Source organism: Corynebacterium ammoniagenes DSM 20306 (genome assembly GCF_001941425.1).
GTDB classification, from domain to species: Bacteria; Actinomycetota; Actinomycetes; order Mycobacteriales; family Mycobacteriaceae; genus Corynebacterium; species Corynebacterium ammoniagenes.
The window spans coordinates 913,559-932,978 of record NZ_CP009244.1 but is presented as its reverse complement, the minus strand read 5'-3'; the positions used below and the strand labels follow the sequence as shown (position 1 = coordinate 932,978).

Sequence of the window (19,420 nt, the reverse complement as noted above, 5' to 3'; positions counted from 1 at the left end):
CTGTGTGATGACGGTGGTGGTAGCCGGTCCAAAAGACGATGCCCGGGCTAATAGTTCATCCCGGGTTAAGACTTTGATACCAGTAGTATCCCATCCGGGTTATGCGCTGGGTCGGTGCTATACCGGTAGCGAAACCCGGTAAGTCGACTGTGTTCGGCCACCAAGAGATCACCATCAAAGATGCTGACAAGGTCTTTGGTTAGTCGCACGCGAAGCGTTTTCCCAATCAACTTAAATGGCACCGAGTAGTACTGATAGTCGCAGGTGATGTGCCAGTTGCGATCGACTTTGGCATGTTTCCATGTCACTTCTGTAAAAGCAAGGTGTGGCAATTCCCGCATCAAGGGTGCTTCATCTGCGGAAAATAACTCGCGCCGTGTCAACCCATCGGGGCGAATGAGATTGTCATTGATATCAGCAATACGCTCAGCGATAGCTTCGTTGAGCACATCGAGGCTGTAAAACACCACACCATCGAAATATCCCAGAATCAGGCTATACGCAGTCTGTAGGGCCCGTTCCACGGAGGCTTCATCTTTTGGTTTACTGGGACGAGCAGGCACAATGAGGATGTCGTAGTAGGACGCCAAGTCTGCATACCGACCGTAGATACGCCGTGCCGGTTTGGCTCTTACGGGCCGATACGTTGCAGTTGAAGCATTATCAGACTCGATGATGCCAGGGACTTTCCCGAGATAGTTCAAAGCCTGAACATGGCAATCAATCCAGGACGGCATCTTTTCATTCGCCGCAGCATGAGCGAATAACAGTCCTGAGTGCGGGTACACGGCGACAAACAGTGATGCTTTCAGCCCGACTAGGCCTGTGGCTTGGTCTATGACCGGGATTTTGTCGCCAGCCCAATCCACATAAAGTTCTTGGCCTGGTTCGTGTTCAATTACCGCCGATAGCCCAGCGGCGTTGACATACTCTCGCAGATGTTGGCAAAACTGGGAGTACTGGTACTTCGATTCTTCGGACTGCAGGCAGTAGCCAGATAATCCACCCATAGTTTATGCCGAGTCAGATGCTTATTAGCAGCTAAGCGTTTCGCCAGCTTATGAAAGTCTGGTTGATGAAATTGCTGTTTGTGCAGGAGGCGATTGTCCCCGAAATGTTCCTCGAAAAACGATGGTGACAAAAGAACAAATGCTTCCTTCGTCACCGACTGCGCGGCGATGACTGCCTTGGTCTTAGCGATATCACGATTGGAACAGCCTAATGTCTTCGCCATCGCCGTATAGCTCGCGCCATCCAGACACATCACCATGATTTCCTTGAAGTTAGCCAACGTAGGCTCCTTAGATCTTGAAGGTGAAGACACGGCGCCACAGGCAGTGACACCGCCACCTAAAACAATGACCTAAAATCACACAGCCGACCACCTATCCGGAACACGCCGACCAACAACGCGGAATCCCCCTACCAACTAGCCGTAAAACGCAGCAAAAGACATAACGCGCCGTCGACTCAACGTCTTACTTGCCATGATGAGAAACCACGAATTCTACCGCGATCTCCAGACGGAGGTCACTGCCGCCTAAAGACACCTTCACCAGCAAAGCCGATTGGGTTCTTACTTCCTATGCCCGAAAACAACACAAAAAGCAAAACAAAGCACCTTAGTTGCCCCTTCAATCCGCACCCGAAAGGCTGACAAGAATATAGGAACATCGCGGCTACGATCTAATTCAATGCAATCTTCTATCTGTAGCGTCGTGAAATACACTGTTTTACGCGAACAAGCCATCACAGGAGTAAGTACTGGTCCTGCTCGAGCGCTACCAATTTTTCAACGCCGATCCCTCCACCACATCTAGCAATAAGATGGCCTAATGTGACGTTTCCTTTCTCGGCTACGTTAGTGCAGGAGCAGCCACTTTGAAACGATTTTTGCTGATTATCTCGCGTAACACCTTTAGTGAAGAAGGAACGTTACCATTCTCCGACTTATATTCGATGGGTTTCCTCGAAAGCGGAGAACCTACATCCAGAATCCCCCAAATTTTCGTTCCTGATGCCCTGTAATCAGAATACTTAGAGGGAAGAAAGGGATTGATCTCCATGTCGGCAGAACGTTGAATATCGTTTACGAGAAGCACATCTGCTTTCGTCGTAGCATTTAAAAACTGCAAGTATGGAAGGTAAGGGTGCACCTTGACAACTCCTGAGAGCCCCAAATCTAAAACTTGTCCTTTTGCGCCAGCTACATCGGTACAGTAAATGTGAAGACATACCTGGTTTTGCTCACTCACACTCAGGTTTTGAATTGCGGTGAATACATCCCCCAATCCACGATTGACGTAGAAAGCACCAAAGTAGGCGATATTGATACGTCCCGGGCTAAAATTAGACTCTGCTCTGACAACTTGATAATCCGCTTGCCTCGGAGATGGGTGTTCCCTAACTTGAGCTTTCTTTCTCACTCTTGTGGCAAAAGCCTCAGGGTACTTCGAGAGCATATACTCTAACTGGTTTTGATTCGTAAACAACAGTTCATCTGCAAGCAGCATTGTCACTGCTTCGACAAGGTCAAAGACTGTCGAGACTTCAAGTTCTTCTTCAAATCGTGCAGCTATAATTTCAAGGAACATGCTCGAATCACTGTCAATTGGCAACATCCCCTGACGAGGTAGGCCCTCGACATCAAATCGAAGAGGATCCGAGAACTCAGCAGTCCAAATTACTTCAGGGTATTCGATCTTGAATAGAGCGCCTGCAATATGCGATCCCATCCAAAGTGCTCGAGAATAAAGAGTTTCATAATTTGTCCCGCGAACTGCTTGGCGATTCCTTGCACTTTCGAGAGCTTTCTTTGCAAACTCAATGTTGAGCTTCCAATCCGCAAATGAAGGAGCCACGGACACTTCAATTGACTTATCTAGCCAGCGAGAGCAGAGAAATTTTAGACTCGTATCCTTTTCCCGTTTCTTGTCCATACTCGCGGAAATAACATCCACAATACGACTTCGCTCAGCTATTGCTTTCGCTGCTATAACTGCAGAAGTGTCAGCGTAAGGAACAAAGTAATATGAAAATACGAGGTCTCTCGCTTTTCCGTCGTTTAGCCAATTCCACGGAAAATCGACGAATGCCATCTCCACTAAGAGGGCATCTAATCGATCTACATCGATTGGGTTCTGCTCCAGGTACTTTTTAACAAAGCTGGCCTGTGCTCGCTGAAGCATGATAAGAGCTTTTTTAGATTCACCAGTGACATCAATCGCATTAAGCGCCGCCATACACTGAACGCGTTGTTTTACATTGAAATCAAACGACGGCGCCTTCCTCGAGACAGAATTTTGGGACAGTCTCCGAACATAGGCCGCCCCGTCGGTCGAAGAAGGAAAAACGACACTTAGATTTTCCAAGCTCAATAGCGTAGAAAAGAAGACAAGATCCTCTCCACTCACTAAATCTTCTCGGTATCTTCTTTCTACTAGAAGTTCACTAGGTACCAATTTACAAGCATTAAAGCCGAGTAACCAAGGCACCTCAGCAACCGGAACGGTCTTTCCTCTATATTCCTCGTATCGCAAGTTCAAGGTATTCTCACTATCCAGTCTCCCCAAAGTGTCCAAGTTGTGGATCGGACTGGCTACTATTGCAGCATGCGACGGCATCGCTTCCAAGGCATTTTTTAAAAAGTGTTTCTCTACGAAGTCGTCAGCATCAACAAACGTGGTGTATTTGTGGCGAACCATATTGAGGCCCACGTTTCGTGCAGCTCCAGCACCCAATCGTGAATTATGGTAAACACGAAGGTTCATTTCTGGGTGTTGACTAGCAAAGTCTGAAACTAACTTCGAACTTCCGTCATCAGCCCCGTTAAGAACCATGATAACTTCAAATTCTTCAAAATCCACCGATTGCGAGTAGAGACTTTGCAAAGTTTGGCCAAGGGTTCCCACTGCTTGATGGCAAGGCACGATGACACTTACGCCTGGAAGATAACGCACAGTCAAGGAAGAATTGGCCGCCCGTCGCTCGATCCGCTCGAAGCGGTCCCGCTTGATATCAATTTCACGCTTGAGCTCTTTGAATGTGTCCATTCTTATCTACTACTTTCGTCTGTCGCAGCATTTTTATCAGCTGTTTGCCCGTGTATCCGCTTCGTCAATTTGTTGAAGGTCTTTCGAGCTAAAGCGTCATTCCTTTTTCTTAACCTCAGATTTTCCGACTGTAACTCTCGTAACTTGTCGTGGAGTGCAGGGAGCTGTTTAACCTTGTTCCTTAAAACTTCAACCTCGAGTTTGAGCCCGGAGTCACTCAAAGCAAGTTCTTCTAGATTCGTGAGTAAATCTGCATGATCCTGCATCAATAAATTGAGCTCACCAACCGAAATATTGGAGGGTTTTCGGAATTCCTCTATCAAGCGGTTTCTCATGTCTTCGGGTTTAACTTGTACACCGCTTATAAGCACAGGCTCGGAGACAATTTCAAGGTGGGCTGTCGAACCGACAATTCTAAAACTATTGGGTTTCATTTCTCGAGATAGTGAAACCATGGCAAATGAGTACGGCTTACTTAACTCAGCATTCCAAACAATCGTTACTGATTTGATACCTTCAACGAAGGCCCGGCGCACGTGTTTGATGGTTCGATCGGAATTTTTATCAACTACTATCAGCTCTGTTGAATCTCTTTGCAGATCCACAGTGTCCCAATCATTGAAAAATACGCTTCCGCCGGGAACAAAGCCGAGATCGACGCTCAGCCCAGAATCGCCGATAATGATAACGCCTACGTTAGAAGGCCCATCAGCGTTGTTGTTCATTTCTACCCTCTCCTAGGCTGATCGATGTTTGAGACTATCGGAACATCTATTATGACATCGCTTAATATTTCTATTCTTGAGATAAATACCGGATCGAGTTCACGCACCTGTTTAATGCCAATGCCGATGCATCGAATATGGTCAGGTAGCCCAACCTTGAAGGTCACTGTCTTTGAGCCCTGGATGGACGGAAAGTACCTGTAGTAATCAATACCCTCCATTTTCGACCGAGCTATTGAATACGCAGACAAATTTTCATCAGCTGGAGCCCCATCCTGGCTTTCGAGATCTAAAGTCAGCAAAAGGTTCTTATCCCGGTAGTTATTGGCGACAAGAACATCAACCGAGACTTCGAAGTGCCTCGGCATACCCTGCAAAGTAAACTTTGGAAGCTCTTTCACTTCTAATGGCATAGAGACTATTTCCAAAGAAAATGGACGTTCTATTGTGGACAAGTGTTCATCCAGTATAAACGGGTGTAGTTTAACCAGTTCACGAAGGTTTCGATGTTGGGAGGCTACCTCTCCACCGGAAACACTGCTGTGAAAGTCCAAGAATCCCAGTTTCCCAAGCTCTTTCCGATTCAACAACGAAACACTTTTCCAGTTTGGAGAGGCAGCCTTGGAATCAGTGATTTCGGTTTTATGATTCTGCCAAGTAATGAAGACTGGCCTCGGGCGCGCCGCTTGGAGTAACGCTATCAAAGATCTCCACAGGACGGCCGTATACTCTTTGCTTCCCGGATTGATGATGCGTGCGTCGACCGGCACTATGCCTAAGGCTCTTGCGTACCTAGTGGCCTCGAAATAAGTTCGATCATGGGTCACGATAGGAGAATTCAAAGAATCTATGTCAATAACTAATACATCATACGAATATTCTTGGAGCCTTTCTAAAGCAATTTTCCGGATATCAGCTGCGAGTTCCGTCGAATTCGTAAGGCTTCCTTTGCAAGATTGCAATCGATTAAGAGCATCCCAACTCTTCGGCTCCCCAGCGGTTACCAGACAAGAGGATAGGGGAAATCTCTCAATAAGCCCCCAGTTGGTATCCACAAAGTTCGAGTAGGCATCGTCGCTGCCCCAAAACAGGGTATGAGGTTGGGAACCATGGCCCTGCAGGTAGATTTCTATCTCACCATTTCCGAACCAACGTTCAATTCTGACTTCCGGTGTGCCGTGTACATATTCGTCGAACATGGCTCGTACTTCGAAGTGTTCGCTCTCACCTGACGACGGTAGATACTTGTACCACCCACCTTTGGCTGCCCAGTGTAGCCCGTCCACTGAATCGCTAGGAGTTCCTGCGGTTAGAAATCTCAAAATCGCGCGACTATCGGGAGGACATTTGATCCAACCACTCACAGTATATTCGCCATCCCGCGGCTTTGGGAACTTAAGTGTAATCGCCTGATTAAGATACATACTCAGATCAAGGTCCTGATGTAAGAGCGTCCCACCATTATTCTGTACTTTCCCATACTTTCTCTTGGCCTATGTAGGTGGAACCTACCACCTAACTTTCCATCTCCCTGAGCCGCGTGTCAGGCTGAACGTGCGTCATCTCCGTTCAAGCATCCCGAGGTCAAACAAACCTCTCCTGATGAATGTAGGTTACAGCTTTGTATTCAGCTTCAGCAGCATATTTAAGACTAGACTATTTAAGATAGTTTAGTAATTCGAAAATTGACGGAGTAATATTCTGGCAAGCTCACACCTTCAAACTCGCGATTATAGATTCATCAAACCGAAGCGCACACCGTTTAGAATAACGTCTTTTATGTTACATCTCTCTGATAAACAATCTGCCAAGGATTGACAATTCACGAGTTAGGGGTTTCTGGCCGACGTTCCACGTTCTCGATGGCCGATAACCAGCAATTTGACGAATCTATTTAGTAAATCGGACTGCTTGAAATTGATCTCAACGAATTTCTGGGCATCTTGCACGTTAAAGGTTTGATTCAATATTGAATTAACCATGTCCTCCGTCGTTGCAAACAACCAAGACAGGGGATAAATGAGATCCGCTCCAGGCCAGTTGAGGCTGACTGGCATCGCTCCGGATGAAGCACCATCTGCAAGTGTTAAATGAAACGACTCAAAATCGCTCGTCGAAAGAACAATCCCTACCAGGCGATACCACTCTTCCATATCATGTCCAAAACTATCGAAAATGACCGCACCCGGCCATTTTTCATTTAAGGAAATAATGCGTGAATACTGATTAGAATAGAAGTCCATTTCATCGGGGCGCTTTCTAAGCCAAGGGTAGTCCTCCGGGACTTTTCCCTTGATCCGCAGCTTATAGGTTGGATCCTGTTCTAAAAGGCCTTCTAATACGTCGAGTGCACGGTCAATCCGTTTAGACCTAGGGACTATCCCGACGATGCCGAGAGTCTTTCGCGCAGTATCATCCTTAGGCTTAGCGAACTTTGAGGTATCTACAAAGTTAGGTATGACAACCGACTTCTCGCCAAGAATCCCATGAGATTCAATTGCTGCCTTTCGGACCAATTCGCCAACAAATATAAACTTGCTAACGCTGGATTGTCTGATCTGTTTGAGGAACGGTAGGAAAAGCTCCTGTGAGTGCACCCTAATCACTAGCGACTGGTGAGCGTGCAGATTCTTCGAATACCACACTGCGTTACCCAGTCCCCACTCACAAAAGACAATATCGGCCTGACCGAGCAAAACTTTAGATTGATAAGAGTCGTGTCTATTATGACCCTCCCACTTGTCAATTAGAACTTTGCAGCCAGAGCCATGCAACTTTTCAATGATTGGCTCTGCAAATTTTAGATCGTGCCCAGCGACCAGTACGGTTTTGCCCTCGATATCAGTAATTTCTGTTTCTAGTGAGGGCGCTGACTCACTTTGTTCCGAAACTCCGGGCAACTCGATTATGACGGAAGCTACTGCGGTACTTTGTCGATTATTTACTGCCAGAAGCTGCTCTCTTGGTTTTTCTGAGAAAGTCGGTTCAAGCACAGGACTGATATTTTCATAGTGTTGTTTACTACGCACGAAGATGCTTGAGAATTCCCCAAAACGTAATGGCAGTAGTACATCTTCAGCAAAAGTTCGTGAAAACCTTTTGGGAAAATGTACCTCGATATCATGAGAAGCGGAGAAATCGTCGACAAGCATTACCTGAATTCCGTACTTTTTAACAAATGCCGCTTCTTCTTCCCCTAGGTCGGAAATTTTAACGCTGCGAGGACGTACAGACTGAGATGCTACGTGTTCAATGTGTTTGAGGCGTTCCGCTGGTGATAACATGGCCAAATCTTCTAAAACCGCAGTGTATTCCACTGGCTTAATGCCCTCAACGGAAATGCCTGCGGTTCGCGCCAAAATGGACAAAGCCGTTTCCGTTGTGTGAGACCTGTACACGGTTCGCATCTGCCGCCAAATTTCCTCCAACCTTTCTACCGGGTTAGTCGTCCATCCATGGAGCCAGGCACGATGATCTTCAGGATCGTCAGAATGCGCAATATTGGATCCAAGGGTCTCAGTGATTCCTCTCCCTTTAGCACTCATCACGATGCCACCACAGGCTGGAATTTCAACTACTCGTCGCGAAAACATCGTCGGAGAATCGAACACCGAATTTACGTTAAGATGTGCGATGTGCGACTTGTATGATTCAACAGTTTCCCGATACTGAAGCCCTCCCCTCACTGCACTTCGATAGATCTGCGGAAACTTATAAGACGAGTCTGGATTATTAGCCTGACGATCGTAGATATCTAATCCATACTGAACTGAAGCCGCAAGCAAACGCTCTAGAGCCTCCGAACGTTCTTTAAACCTATCTCCGTAATACGATCCCGCATAGGCAACTGTCTCTCTGAATTCGCGAGTACTGGGCATCGGATTATGGAGTTTGGGCTGGGCAAAAAACGGTAATGCACTCACGGTTTTGTTATAACTATCCTGTGCGTTGATGTAGCGTGGAATCATGTTCGCGTCGGTTGTGAAAACATGGTCAAAAAACGCTGCGTTTGGCGCGAAACGAGAGAAATGAATGGGATCTTCTTTGTTCCAAAAAACCGAAGGAATATCCTTCTCCCTGGCTACGGCAAGTAGGCTTCGGAGATCGGTACTTTCCTCGTCGGAATAGTGGCCGACTCCACGCCACCACTCTCCTCCATTTCCTTCCCATGCTGATTCCACGAATATCAGGTCGAAGTTTGGCGCACTATCCAACTGGCTCTCCCAATTCTTGCGGCTCAGCCATTCAACATTGAAAGCATCCTCGAGAGCTGAACGTGTGAACTCATCCCCGATAACGCCAACTCTCAACGTATGAAGCGGCTTGGCCCCCAAAATCTTTTTTTCGGCATCTTCAAGTGCATGTTTATGAGCATCAAGCATACTTTTACCAAGAGAAGCCCAGGACCGCTCTGAAACTACCCATAGCCGTGCTGTTCTACCAAAGTCTGCACGAAGATCAGCATTGAGAATCAATTTTTCCAGCTGCCTGGCCAGGGACGCAGCATCATCTGCGTCGCAAAGCAGCGCGCGCTCCTCGTCTTCTCCAGCGAGATCCCTGTTAGGTGCAACATTGGAAAGCACTGTAGCTTTGCCGGTTGCAAAAGATTCAAGTGGCTTCAATGGAGAAACTAGTTCCGTAACCAGATTCGCTCTTCTGGGACACACCACGATGTCAAATGTGCTGTGAAGCCGCGGCATTTCATCTTGCGGTAGTCGCCCTAAAAGTAACACTTGGCTGTCAAGTGCTAGTTTGGTTACTTGCTCCTTTAAGTCTTGCTCTGCGGCACCCGAACCTGCAATGACTACTTGATGGTCAACCCCTTTAGTGCTTAGTAATCGAGAAGCTTCAACGAGTAGATCAAGCCCCTCATACCCAACAATGCTTCCGGCAAAACCGATAACTGGTGCATCAATTCGAATTCCTTTGGACTGAGAATATTCAATATCTTTGGGCAGGGGTAAGAATATCTCAGGGTCAACGGAGTTTGGGGAAACCTCGACAATCTCCGGGTCGATACCGCGGACAATAAGTTCATCTCTGACTTGAGACGTAATTGCTAGAAGCCTGTCGGCATTTTGCGCAACGAAGGTTTCGAGGGACCGCATCGACTCAAAACGCTCAGTTTCCTGAAAGCCGGAATTTGCTGAGGCTTCCGTAATTTCCCAAAATCCACGAACCTCATACACAAATGGAATTCCCAAGCGGCGGGCTGCGATAAGCGCAGGCAGTGCGGTCTTATAATTCGAAGCTGATTGAATGATACTTGGACGAATCATTCGAGCTTCCCGAACAAAGGCATCCGCACACTGTAGTACGTACTGGTCAATTGGGTCTCGGTTCAGGTTTCCGCCAGGCAGATGCACGTACTGCACACCGTCAAGTATGGACACAGAACGAACAGACTTCGGCTTTTCAATATCCACCGAGGAATCCCACGGATATCCGGATCGTGCAACTACAACGACATCGCCGGCGCCTGCGTTTAGACCACTCGCCACTCCTCGGGTCCGAGTTGAATAGCCGTTGGAGTTATAAACAGGTGATTGATGGACACAATACATAATCCGGCCAGGCTCCGCGACATAGGCCGGGTACGGGCTCCTCTCAGGCACTATTTGGGAGGGATCAATCCGTGCTTCGCCCAGGATCCTATTTGCGAGAGACTTCGATATATCTCCAAGCTTTTCTACATACTGAGGACTGTTTTCTATAAACGCTTTGGCTGAAAGAAGCTTTCCCTCGGTAAACCATAAGTGCTTCATAGCTCGCTCGAAAGTTCGCACTGAAGGCTTCTTTTCATATATATCGACTGGGCTGGATCCTTCACCCCGGTTCGCTCTCGAATCTACAGAAATATCCGTCGGCACACCATCTAGATCACTATTCTCAGTACGGGACTTGAAATAATCACCACTTCCGACGCTAGACTTCTCTAATCTTTCGCGACTTTCACGAAGAATGTATCGGGACTTGCGTAAACTTGTCTTGAGTTTCTCATCAATTCGCATACTCTTTAAACGTGGGTCATTAATCGCCCTCCGAACTGCCTGAAATGGAGCGGTGGCTGCTTTGCCTACTAGAAAAGTTCGCGATTCTCGCACCGATTTCAGTCGTTGTTCCGCAAGAGCGCGCTGATTGTTCAACCTATTATTCTCAGACTGCAGCTCTTCAAGAGCAACACGAGCTGAACGGACTTGACGCTCAAGTTCATCCCGCTCTGCCTTCAGTTGCTTTAAGGATGATCCTTGCGTGAGCCCAGATCGTGGCTCGGATTGATTACTAATAGAATCCGAATCTTTTATTGCTTCGGCGAGCCTTAACCTTCGAATTGAATCCAAATCTCTGTATTCGTCAGCGTGCATGGTAAAAGTCCTTGTTAGGCTATAGCTTTTAGCTCGGTCAGACTGCCGATATTACCTAAACGCTCACGCCGAGTGCACAGCAGAGGAACCAAACTGGAAAAAGAAATATTGATGCGGCCATTGGGCAAACCGAAAACCGTCAAGTTTCAGCCAAGTCGCATAAATTGAGAACACTTATCTACAGTTACTAAAATGTAGCTTCTGCACAAGTCTAAAGCGTACTAAGACTCATCTTACGTTTGCTAGGAAGACACAAACTTCTCTATCTCAGATCCCCACCAATAGTAGGCTTCATCGACGAAGTGGTTTATCCCTGGCCCCCAATCGTGTTCTGGAGTTGAAACCGCGAGTTCGTCGGGCAGGTTAGGTAGAAAACGAAATCCATTCTGTTTGAATATTTGGTAGTACGGCTCATATGCTGCACGAATCTGTCGAGGGGTTGGCCCTCGTTTAGTCTCAATCCGTTCACCGTCAATGCTCAGACTAGTAAACGGTATTTTGAGTATCAGGGATCTCGAAAACAGGCCGGCCTCTTCCAGCTCTTGCTTACCTCTTTCCACCGCGTGGCTAAAAAGTGCCAGGTGTTCGGTAGAACCAAATGAAACTAACCGAGCATTAGGAAATCGCCTTAAAACTTTCTGCTTTTTTAACGACGCTAGATTTGATAAAAAAGAACCATTCTCGAGGTCCCAGACACCATGCCTATCACTAGCCAGATCAATTACTAGCGCCGCGCTAGATTTCGCAGCTGCCTTTAATCGTGTAAACCCGTTAGATTCAATGTCTCCGATTAGGCTTTTTAGACGGAACCCGGTCAAATTAATTCCTGCGGGAACTTTCTGAGGATGACTGAGGGCGCTTATCCAGCTCTGCCGTGCTACATACTCTTCGCATTTAAATTTATCCCCAGTAACACGCACGATATCACGCGTCACACAAGATCCATAGATTGATATTGGAATAGGCATATCGAAAGAATACTAGCCCAAGTCAGATAAAATATATCAACCGACGAGAATAGGAGAAATAGCCACACAGGAAGCACTGCGGCACATCAAAGCACTGATATGATTATTCCCTATGGCCTTTGAACGCGCGCTTTCACGATACGATATTAACCACTTTACGCATCCGTCTCTGAACGCACTCACGATAGAAGCCAGCCAACCTGGTATCCACAGCATCAAATATGGGTCCGGAAATCTCGATTTTTACGTTGAAAACAAAGATGCTAAGACAACGCTAGTTTTGTTCCATGCTGCTGTCCCTCCACGAGTTAATACTTATCCAGTTTTCCAAGGTCTTACAATCACGCAAAATCTTAAGTGCAATCTCATATTTGTCTCAGATCCAGTTCTCGAAATGAATACCAATTTAGGCTGGTACGCTGGCGATACCCTGCGGAGACTGCAGGACGATTTACCGAAAGCGCTAAGCAAAGTTCTCACCAATTTTCGATCCCATGAACACTTGGTTTTTTTCGGCCCCTCCGGTGGCGGATTTGCAGCGTTATACTACTCACGACTATTTCCGGGTTCTTGGGCAATTTCAATGAACCCCCAGACTGATATCTCAAAGTACAGTCCACGCGCTGTCGACTCTTACCTTAATGCTGCTTGGCGCGGATTACCTATTGAAAAGGCTCCATTTCACCACAGCATAATAGATAGCTATCGAAAAGATTTTCGCAATCACATAATTTACGTTCAGAATCTTGGAGACCGAACTCATGTGCCACGTCATCTACTGCCGTTTTTGGAGGCTACTCAGGAGAATAGATCAAAAACGGCTCTTTTCGCTGGTAAATGGGGACTCGGCCATAAACCTGCACCAGGTAGGATCCTGTCAGAAATTTTCCGGCAAGTGATCTCAAGTAATGGAAATTGGAATTCCATTACATCCCTGCAAGACGCAGATGTCACGAGTACTGCCTCAGACATTTCGTCTCGATCGCAAAAATACATTAAATCATTTAGTTAACCATCTGTGCCAAGGGAATCACACAACATGCAGGAGCTCTTTAGGGCAGCCGACTTTGCAAGCTTCCAGCTCAGCGAAGGAGCCTCATCTATAACACAGCGGCCATCTGCCCAAGCTCTAGGATCGTATCGCATCTCACGAATCTCCGGGCTTGCGGTCGGTGAGAGCTTCGCCATTGAGTCAATCCTTCCTACCATTTTGCACCAACCCCTCTTAATCTCCGATTTCCACGATGCTCTCGGAGAATGGATGGCCATTGGAGAGAGCAAATCGGCGAACGGTAGTGAATACTTGGTATTTGGGGACACCGCAGGGTATTGCCCTGTCTTCTATGCGCAGCTTAATGACCGGATCGTTGTTGCCGACACTTTCATGGGAGCAATTCACGGAATGAAATATTTTGGCGCTGTTCCGGAACTCGATTTCGCGCATTACGTTGCCACGCTTTTTCCTGCTCATCCGCATTTCGACAATCCAAGTGTTCATAGAACCATGTCGGCTGACGTCCGGATTTTAGGTATTGATGAGGCTCTACATATTTGTGAATCTGGAATGGAGATCATTAATCGCTCGGCTCTTTCACAATCAAAAAAGTACAATTACAAAGAGCTCTTGGAGAGAGGCTCCCAACTCGTAAGAGGCGCGATCGAACAATTAAATAAGGTCGAAGGGCTTCAGAAGTCAATCTCTCTCTCCGGCGGCGTAGATTCCCGGCTGGTTTTGTCTTTGATTACCTCCTCAGGGTTCGTAGATGAGTTTCGTGTCTCGTCAGTCGACCCAAGGACCTGGAGAAATCAGAGCACTCGCGATGTAGTCGAGCGGGATATTGCGATTGCCGACGCGATTCGCAACAGTCTCAACTTAGAGTGGTCCACAGTCGGTGAGCGGGAGTTTCTTCAGTTCGATTTCCGCGATTCTCTCAACTTCCACCAATCCTATAAATCAAACTTTTCGCACTCCTTTTCTGCCCCACCGGGCCACACCGTGCATTCTGACCTTAAAATCACGTTTAGAGGTGGCGGTGGAGAGCTACTTCGCACTACCCTTACTGGTGAGAAAATTGCTTCGCAAATCGACGGACGCCCGTGTACCTTGTCAGAGGAACTACGCTTTGTCGATTGGTATATATCTAAGCTCCCGATACTAAAGCACGAACATCCGCTCATCCAGGAATACATGACAGACACTTTTAAGTCTGCCCCGGGAAAGTCAATGTTAGAAAAATTGAATGAGCTCTATCGGCGCACCAGGAACCGAACGCACTTTGGTCATGTAAGACAGTCTGGAAGCACAAATAATTATGCTTTCCATCCGTTGTCGAACCATTACTTCACTCAAGCTAGCGAACTGCTTGGGCTCGAAAAGAGAAAAGATGGGAAAATCGTTCGTGACCTCTACAATTTAAATGATCCTACGCTCCTCGCATTTCCGTTCGAGAACGATGATTCAACCCGTATCATCGCCAATGACACAGCTCGGGATGTGCAACTGTCCGACAGCTCTTGGAAAGCGCAAATGGATAAGCTCAAAAGTACTCGCAGCAGCTCTACTCCACGCCAAGGCTGGAGTGCCGACGAGCGCCTAGTCACTGCCCCATTCAACAAAATCGAAGCAGCCACATTATTTACCGCTCAAAGCATGAAGCTCCTCGAGGACTTCACTGGTTTCGAACAGCAGAAGGCAGTTAGACGCATCAACTCTCGTGCCTTTGAGCAAGCTCGCGGAAATGTCTCAAAAGCACTGTCTCTGAGCACTAAGGTCGCGTCCGCACTCGATGTGTTTATGCCTAGTTTGCCCCCAGGTAATCACATCGAATTATTTACTTCGGATCCGGAAAGCGATTTTGGCACGACAATCTCAAAGGTGAGAATTGAGTTCCCAGTTCGAGTTCAAGACGGCTGGCATAATCAGCCAATCCCCGAGTTTATCCCGACCATGTCAGCTCTAAATGGTATTGCTACTGTTACCCTCGATCTTTCCCAAAGGCCCTCCCCTCTTGGCGAGTTCGCAGTTTACTTTTACAAAAATAATCGTCGAATCGACAAGGCCTGGTATTCCAAAGAAACCGAATTCACCTTCTCACTAGATGGGCCTGGAAGCTACTTTGCTCAAGTTTTCTATCGACCAAACGACTCTCACCGCACGAGTCATGGCCTTAAGACAAATGAAATTCTGATTGACTAAAGTGAGAGTACAATCGCTAAACTGACCTGGCAAGTAGCCAGATTTGGTGCGAATCTAGCGGTGAAGGAAAGTTGCCATAAATGAGCGATATAAACCAACAACCAAAAGTCCCTGAGGGCTGGCGTGCTAGTCAGCAACCGCAATCAACAAATACTCCCCCAGATTCCGCGGTCGATATCGTCATAGTTGACGATACACAGCTCCAACGATTACACGCCAGGGAGAACATCGCCAACTATCTAAGAAGGCTTTGGGAACGGCGTCACTTTATCTGGGCCGAAGCCAAGTCCAAGTCTCTATCTTCTGGGCATGGCACCTATCTAGGTAGGGCGTGGGTATTATTTGATCCCTTGTTTCGGATCGCGGTTTATGCCTTAGTCTTTGGTTTGATTCTGAAAGTTAGCCGAGGCATGGACAACTTCCTCGGTTTTTTGATGATCGGCGTCATTTTCTTCGGGTTCTTCACCGATGGTATTACAACCGGCGGTAATCTCATTCAACGCTCGCGAAATCTAATTAACTCTTTCAATTTTCCAAAAGTTTCTCTTGCAGTATCGCTAATTCTTCGGCAATTTTTAGACCACATAGTCCCTGCAGCCGTCGCTATAGTCGGAGCTATCGCCTTTCAATGGGAAAAGGGAGTTAGTTTTTCAGTAGTCGGAATTTTACCTATCTATTTTCTAACGCATCTGTTCGCATTCGGTTGCATCTGTTTCGCAGCCCGAGCAAGCGCTTTCTTCCCGGATATAACTAAGATTCTCAGCCTCGTGAACCGTGCTCTTTTCTTTACCTCAGGCATATTTTTTACCATTGAACGTTTTGAAACTCACCCACTTCTCACCACCTTGGTTGAGCTAAATCCCATCTACCAATTTCTCATGGCCGCGCGCACCTGCGTTATGGATGGAGTTCTTCCGAGTCTAAGTGTCTGGGTCTACATATCGACTTGGTCACTTGCCGTCGCAGTCATTGGGTTCGTCTACTTCTGGCATGCTGAGGAGAGATACGTTGCGGTCCGATAACGTTGTCGTCGTAGCCCGAGGTATATCGAAGACTTACACAGTATTTGGAAAAAATAAGTCCATCTTCTCCCGTCGACCAAAGTCAGTCGAGGCACTCAAGGACGTTTCATTCGTTGCTTATTCAGGCGAATGCGTCGGAATTTTGGGCAAGAATGGTTCTGGCAAAAGTACACTTCTCAATATAATCGCTGGAAATGAGACAGCATCGAGTGGCTTAGTTCGAGTATCGACCGAACCCACTCTGCTTGGGGTATCAGCAGCGCTCCAACCTAAACTTACTGGACGTGAAAACGCAAAGATTGGGCTTCTCGCAATGGGACTGCAGAAAGATGAGGTTGCCCAATTGATCGATCCTGTTCTCGAATGGGCGGAGCTCTCTGACGCAGCAAATCGTCCTATGGAAACTTATTCTTCGGGTATGAAATCTCGGTTAAAGTTCTCAATCGCCACCGCGGTCAAACGAGAAATTCTAATGGTCGACGAAGCTCTTTCAACTGGTGACGCTACTTTTGCAGAAAAGGCTCGCAAACGAATGAAAACCTTCTTAGACGATGCAGGTACCGTTTTTATAGTCTCTCATTCCGCTAGCACTATTCAAAAACACTGCACACGTGTTATCTGGCTGCACGAGGGACGCGTCATCGCAGATGGGAATCCAAAAAAGATCTTGCGAAGTTATAACCTATGGACAAAGAGGTTGTCAGTAGGCAATGAAGCCGGTGCACAACACGTTATTAATACAGCTTTGCGGCGGTACTCCGAACCTCAGATTTTTCTCGAATCAGAGTATCAAGCCTACAAGAATTCGACGAGTTAATTAGAAAACTAGGTTTACGAATATCGCGACAATCATGACCTGAGGTAGTGCGCGAGCTTTTAAACACTAAGGAATCAACCAATGTCTCAAATCGGCCTCTCCGCACACTCAATCAATATTGAAACTCTTGCACACCGCATTGAGTACGATAGCAATAGCTCTCTTGCAGCGAACCAATTTGTCGTATGTAACCTATCTGGCAAAGCCGTCGCCCCCGAGTTCGACATCGACTTAGATTTCTCTCACCCCGTATCGCCACAAGTAAGTCTGTCAGAATTTGCTCCAGCTATTGGTGAATGGACTGCAGTCGCGGAACGAACTTCAACGAAAGAATTAAAGAGTGCTGAATATGTCGTCTGCAATGATGAGTACGGTTACTCTCCAATTTTCTATTCTCATATCCCGGGCAAGAGCCTTATTGTTTCAGATTCTTTCCATGGAGTTGCCTACGAATTGATGAGAAATGGAGTCCAGCCGACACTAGATTTGGAAGCTTACATCACTACGATTATTACCAAAGATACTCGCTTCTCCAATCCACTCGCCTGGCAGACATCCGCCGTCGAAATTAAGCTACTCCCTCCTCACCTAGCAATTCACGTTAAAGAATCTGAAGTAAATATTATTGAGCGAGATTCATTACTCGGTTCTGACTCTACCGATTCGACCGCTCTTTTAGACAAAGGAATTGAATTCGTAACCAGAACCCTTCATCGACTCGCCTCTAATACTAGATGTTCCCATTCGCTACTTTTGTCCGGCGGCGTTGATTCTCGCGCGGTTTTGGGGCTCGTTCTAGCTGCGGGAGCTGGAGACATATTTTCTATCCGTTCCAATGACCCTAGAAACTACAAAAGTAAATACAGTTACAAGGTGTTTGAAGAAGATTTTTTTATTAGCTATGCCTTGGGAAAACGCTTTGGTCTGAATTGGCTTCCGCCACGCTCAGCATCCAATTTGAAGACAAGCCTTGAAGAGGGCCTTCGAATTTCACAGCCCCTATCCTCCAATTTTTCATACGCTTTTCCAGCCGCGTCTCACCACACGATTTTTTCGTCTCCAGAAGTCTCTTTACGCGGTGGTGGAGGTGAACCACTCAAGGGGGCGGGCTTTCTAAGTCTCGTAAAACAAGTCCAAAACTATTGTTCCAAAACGGGAACTGACGATAAAGCCCCGTATGCTCAGTTCCAAGATTGGTTCATCCATAATGCGGTCGTCGACAAGTCCTTTGGCCAATATGTGGATTCTGCCCTTGAAAAAATTCAGCCTTGGCTTAAATCGGAATCATTTGACACTCTAATGCCAAGTTACTATCAACATTCCAGAAATCGCACTCATTTTGGCCACGCCAAATTTTCTGCAACTACCAACCTGTTAACTTTCCAACCACTCTCCAACTCCTACTTCTATGCTGCAGCAGCAAAACATGCCCCCTCTGAGCTGCGAAACTATAAGATCGCACGCCAAATCTTTGCAACTACCGAACCATCACTACTTAGTTTTCCTTTTGAAGACCCCGAAGCAACAGATCTCCTGTCTAACGACAATCACACCGTCATTCCCAGACAACTTGATATTCTCGATTCGCACTTTCGATCTCTAGCCGAGCACAAACCGACAATTAAAGACATCAAATTCCGAGGAGCTTTTCAAGAGAAATTCCCTTCAGATAAAAATTCTGCGTTAATCAGCCTGTGCCGAACGGTTGCAATCGAACTCGAAGATGCTTTTCCTGAATACCACGATGAGTTAAGAGCGGTACACAGGAGCGTACTTGATGCGCTTGTACAAAAGACTTTAAATCCCAATTTGACGTTGGCTCGGATGATGTCAGCTAGGGACATATATAGTCCGTCTTCATTACCTGGAATTAGGATTATCCATACCTGCAATAGGGGTAAGAATGTCAATAGTTCTATTGCAGGGCTCCATGCCTCTGATGCTCTCCCCCACTTAAAAACACCATCGCTTTTCAGCAAACCACCTGTAGTCTTGAACCCCCAAGTTCGAGTTGCAGAAAATAGGATTTTCGTGGAGGCACACCCAGAGGTTTCGCGACCAGCTTCGCTAGAATTCGCATTCTATCTTCTAAAGGATGGAAAAGCTGTTCAGCGTGTAGCATATTCACGTAGTGAATCAATGGCTTTCGATCTTTCAGGCCAAACACATCTCTCAAACTATTCAATAAGGTGCTACGCACGCCATCAAGGGACTATCGCTCCATGCGCTATCACGACTATAGCGTCATGAGCTAGTTCAGGAACATAATTCCCTC

Annotated in this window: 12 protein-coding genes; 5 read left to right on the top strand and 7 right to left on the bottom strand. The window is 46.8% G+C overall.

Features of this window, described 5'->3' with window-relative positions; all coding sequences use genetic code 11:
- Positions 1–65: 65 nt before the first annotated feature.
- The 7 genes from CAMM_RS13075 to CAMM_RS04310 all read right to left on the bottom strand — a co-directional run bounded on the left by CAMM_RS13075 (position 66) and on the right by CAMM_RS04310 (position 12,110).
- Positions 66–1,010, bottom strand: a complete 945-nt coding sequence (locus CAMM_RS13075) for a Mu transposase domain-containing protein (RefSeq protein ID WP_003849237.1) — start codon at positions 1,008–1,010, stop codon at positions 66–68.
- Positions 899–1,291, bottom strand: coding sequence for a hypothetical protein (locus tag CAMM_RS13070; protein ID WP_003849239.1), 393 nt, complete (start codon positions 1,289–1,291; stop codon positions 899–901). Before CAMM_RS13070 ends, CAMM_RS13075 begins: the two co-directional genes overlap by 112 nt.
- Before the next feature lie 565 nt (positions 1,292–1,856).
- Positions 1,857–4,052, bottom strand: a complete 2,196-nt coding sequence (locus CAMM_RS04330) for a glycosyltransferase (protein WP_003849242.1) — start codon at positions 4,050–4,052, stop codon at positions 1,857–1,859.
- A 2-nt stretch (positions 4,053–4,054) separates the two neighbouring features.
- Entirely contained in the window at positions 4,055–4,777 is a 723-nt protein-coding gene (locus CAMM_RS04325) for a hypothetical protein (RefSeq protein ID WP_003849243.1), read from the bottom strand.
- A gap of 2 nt (positions 4,778–4,779) precedes the next feature.
- Positions 4,780–5,976, bottom strand: coding sequence for a hypothetical protein (locus tag CAMM_RS04320; protein ID WP_147581040.1), 1,197 nt, complete (start codon positions 5,974–5,976; stop codon positions 4,780–4,782).
- 630 nt (positions 5,977–6,606) lie between these two features.
- Entirely contained in the window at positions 6,607–11,142 is a 4,536-nt protein-coding gene (locus CAMM_RS04315) for a glycosyltransferase (protein ID WP_003849245.1), read from the bottom strand.
- A gap of 242 nt (positions 11,143–11,384) precedes the next feature.
- On the bottom strand, positions 11,385–12,110 hold the full coding sequence (locus CAMM_RS04310; protein ID WP_249024783.1) for a DUF6270 domain-containing protein: 726 nt from the start codon (positions 12,108–12,110) through the stop codon (positions 11,385–11,387).
- Positions 12,111–12,222: 112 nt separating this feature from the next.
- Between CAMM_RS04310 and CAMM_RS04305 the strand changes: the two genes are divergently transcribed.
- The 5 genes from CAMM_RS04305 to CAMM_RS04285 all read left to right on the top strand — a co-directional run bounded on the left by CAMM_RS04305 (position 12,223) and on the right by CAMM_RS04285 (position 19,395).
- Positions 12,223–13,122: a hypothetical protein gene (locus CAMM_RS04305; protein WP_003849247.1), complete on the top strand. Its 900-nt coding sequence runs from the start codon at positions 12,223–12,225 to the stop codon at positions 13,120–13,122.
- A 27-nt stretch (positions 13,123–13,149) separates the two neighbouring features.
- Positions 13,150–15,306, top strand: a complete 2,157-nt coding sequence (locus CAMM_RS04300) for a hypothetical protein (RefSeq protein ID WP_003849248.1) — start codon at positions 13,150–13,152, stop codon at positions 15,304–15,306.
- Positions 15,307–15,386: 80 nt separating this feature from the next.
- Entirely contained in the window at positions 15,387–16,328 is a 942-nt protein-coding gene (locus CAMM_RS04295) for an ABC transporter permease (RefSeq protein WP_003849249.1), read from the top strand.
- The gene (locus tag CAMM_RS04290; RefSeq protein ID WP_077715793.1) at positions 16,297–17,145 is read left to right on the top strand and encodes an ABC transporter ATP-binding protein; all 849 of its coding nucleotides are present in this window, start codon (positions 16,297–16,299) and stop codon (positions 17,143–17,145) included. The genes CAMM_RS04295 and CAMM_RS04290 overlap by 32 nt, the downstream gene beginning before the upstream one ends.
- Positions 17,146–17,226: 81 nt before the next feature.
- The gene (locus CAMM_RS04285) at positions 17,227–19,395 is read left to right on the top strand and encodes a hypothetical protein (RefSeq protein ID WP_003849251.1); all 2,169 of its coding nucleotides are present in this window, start codon (positions 17,227–17,229) and stop codon (positions 19,393–19,395) included.
- The last annotated feature ends 25 nt before the right edge of the window (positions 19,396–19,420 follow it).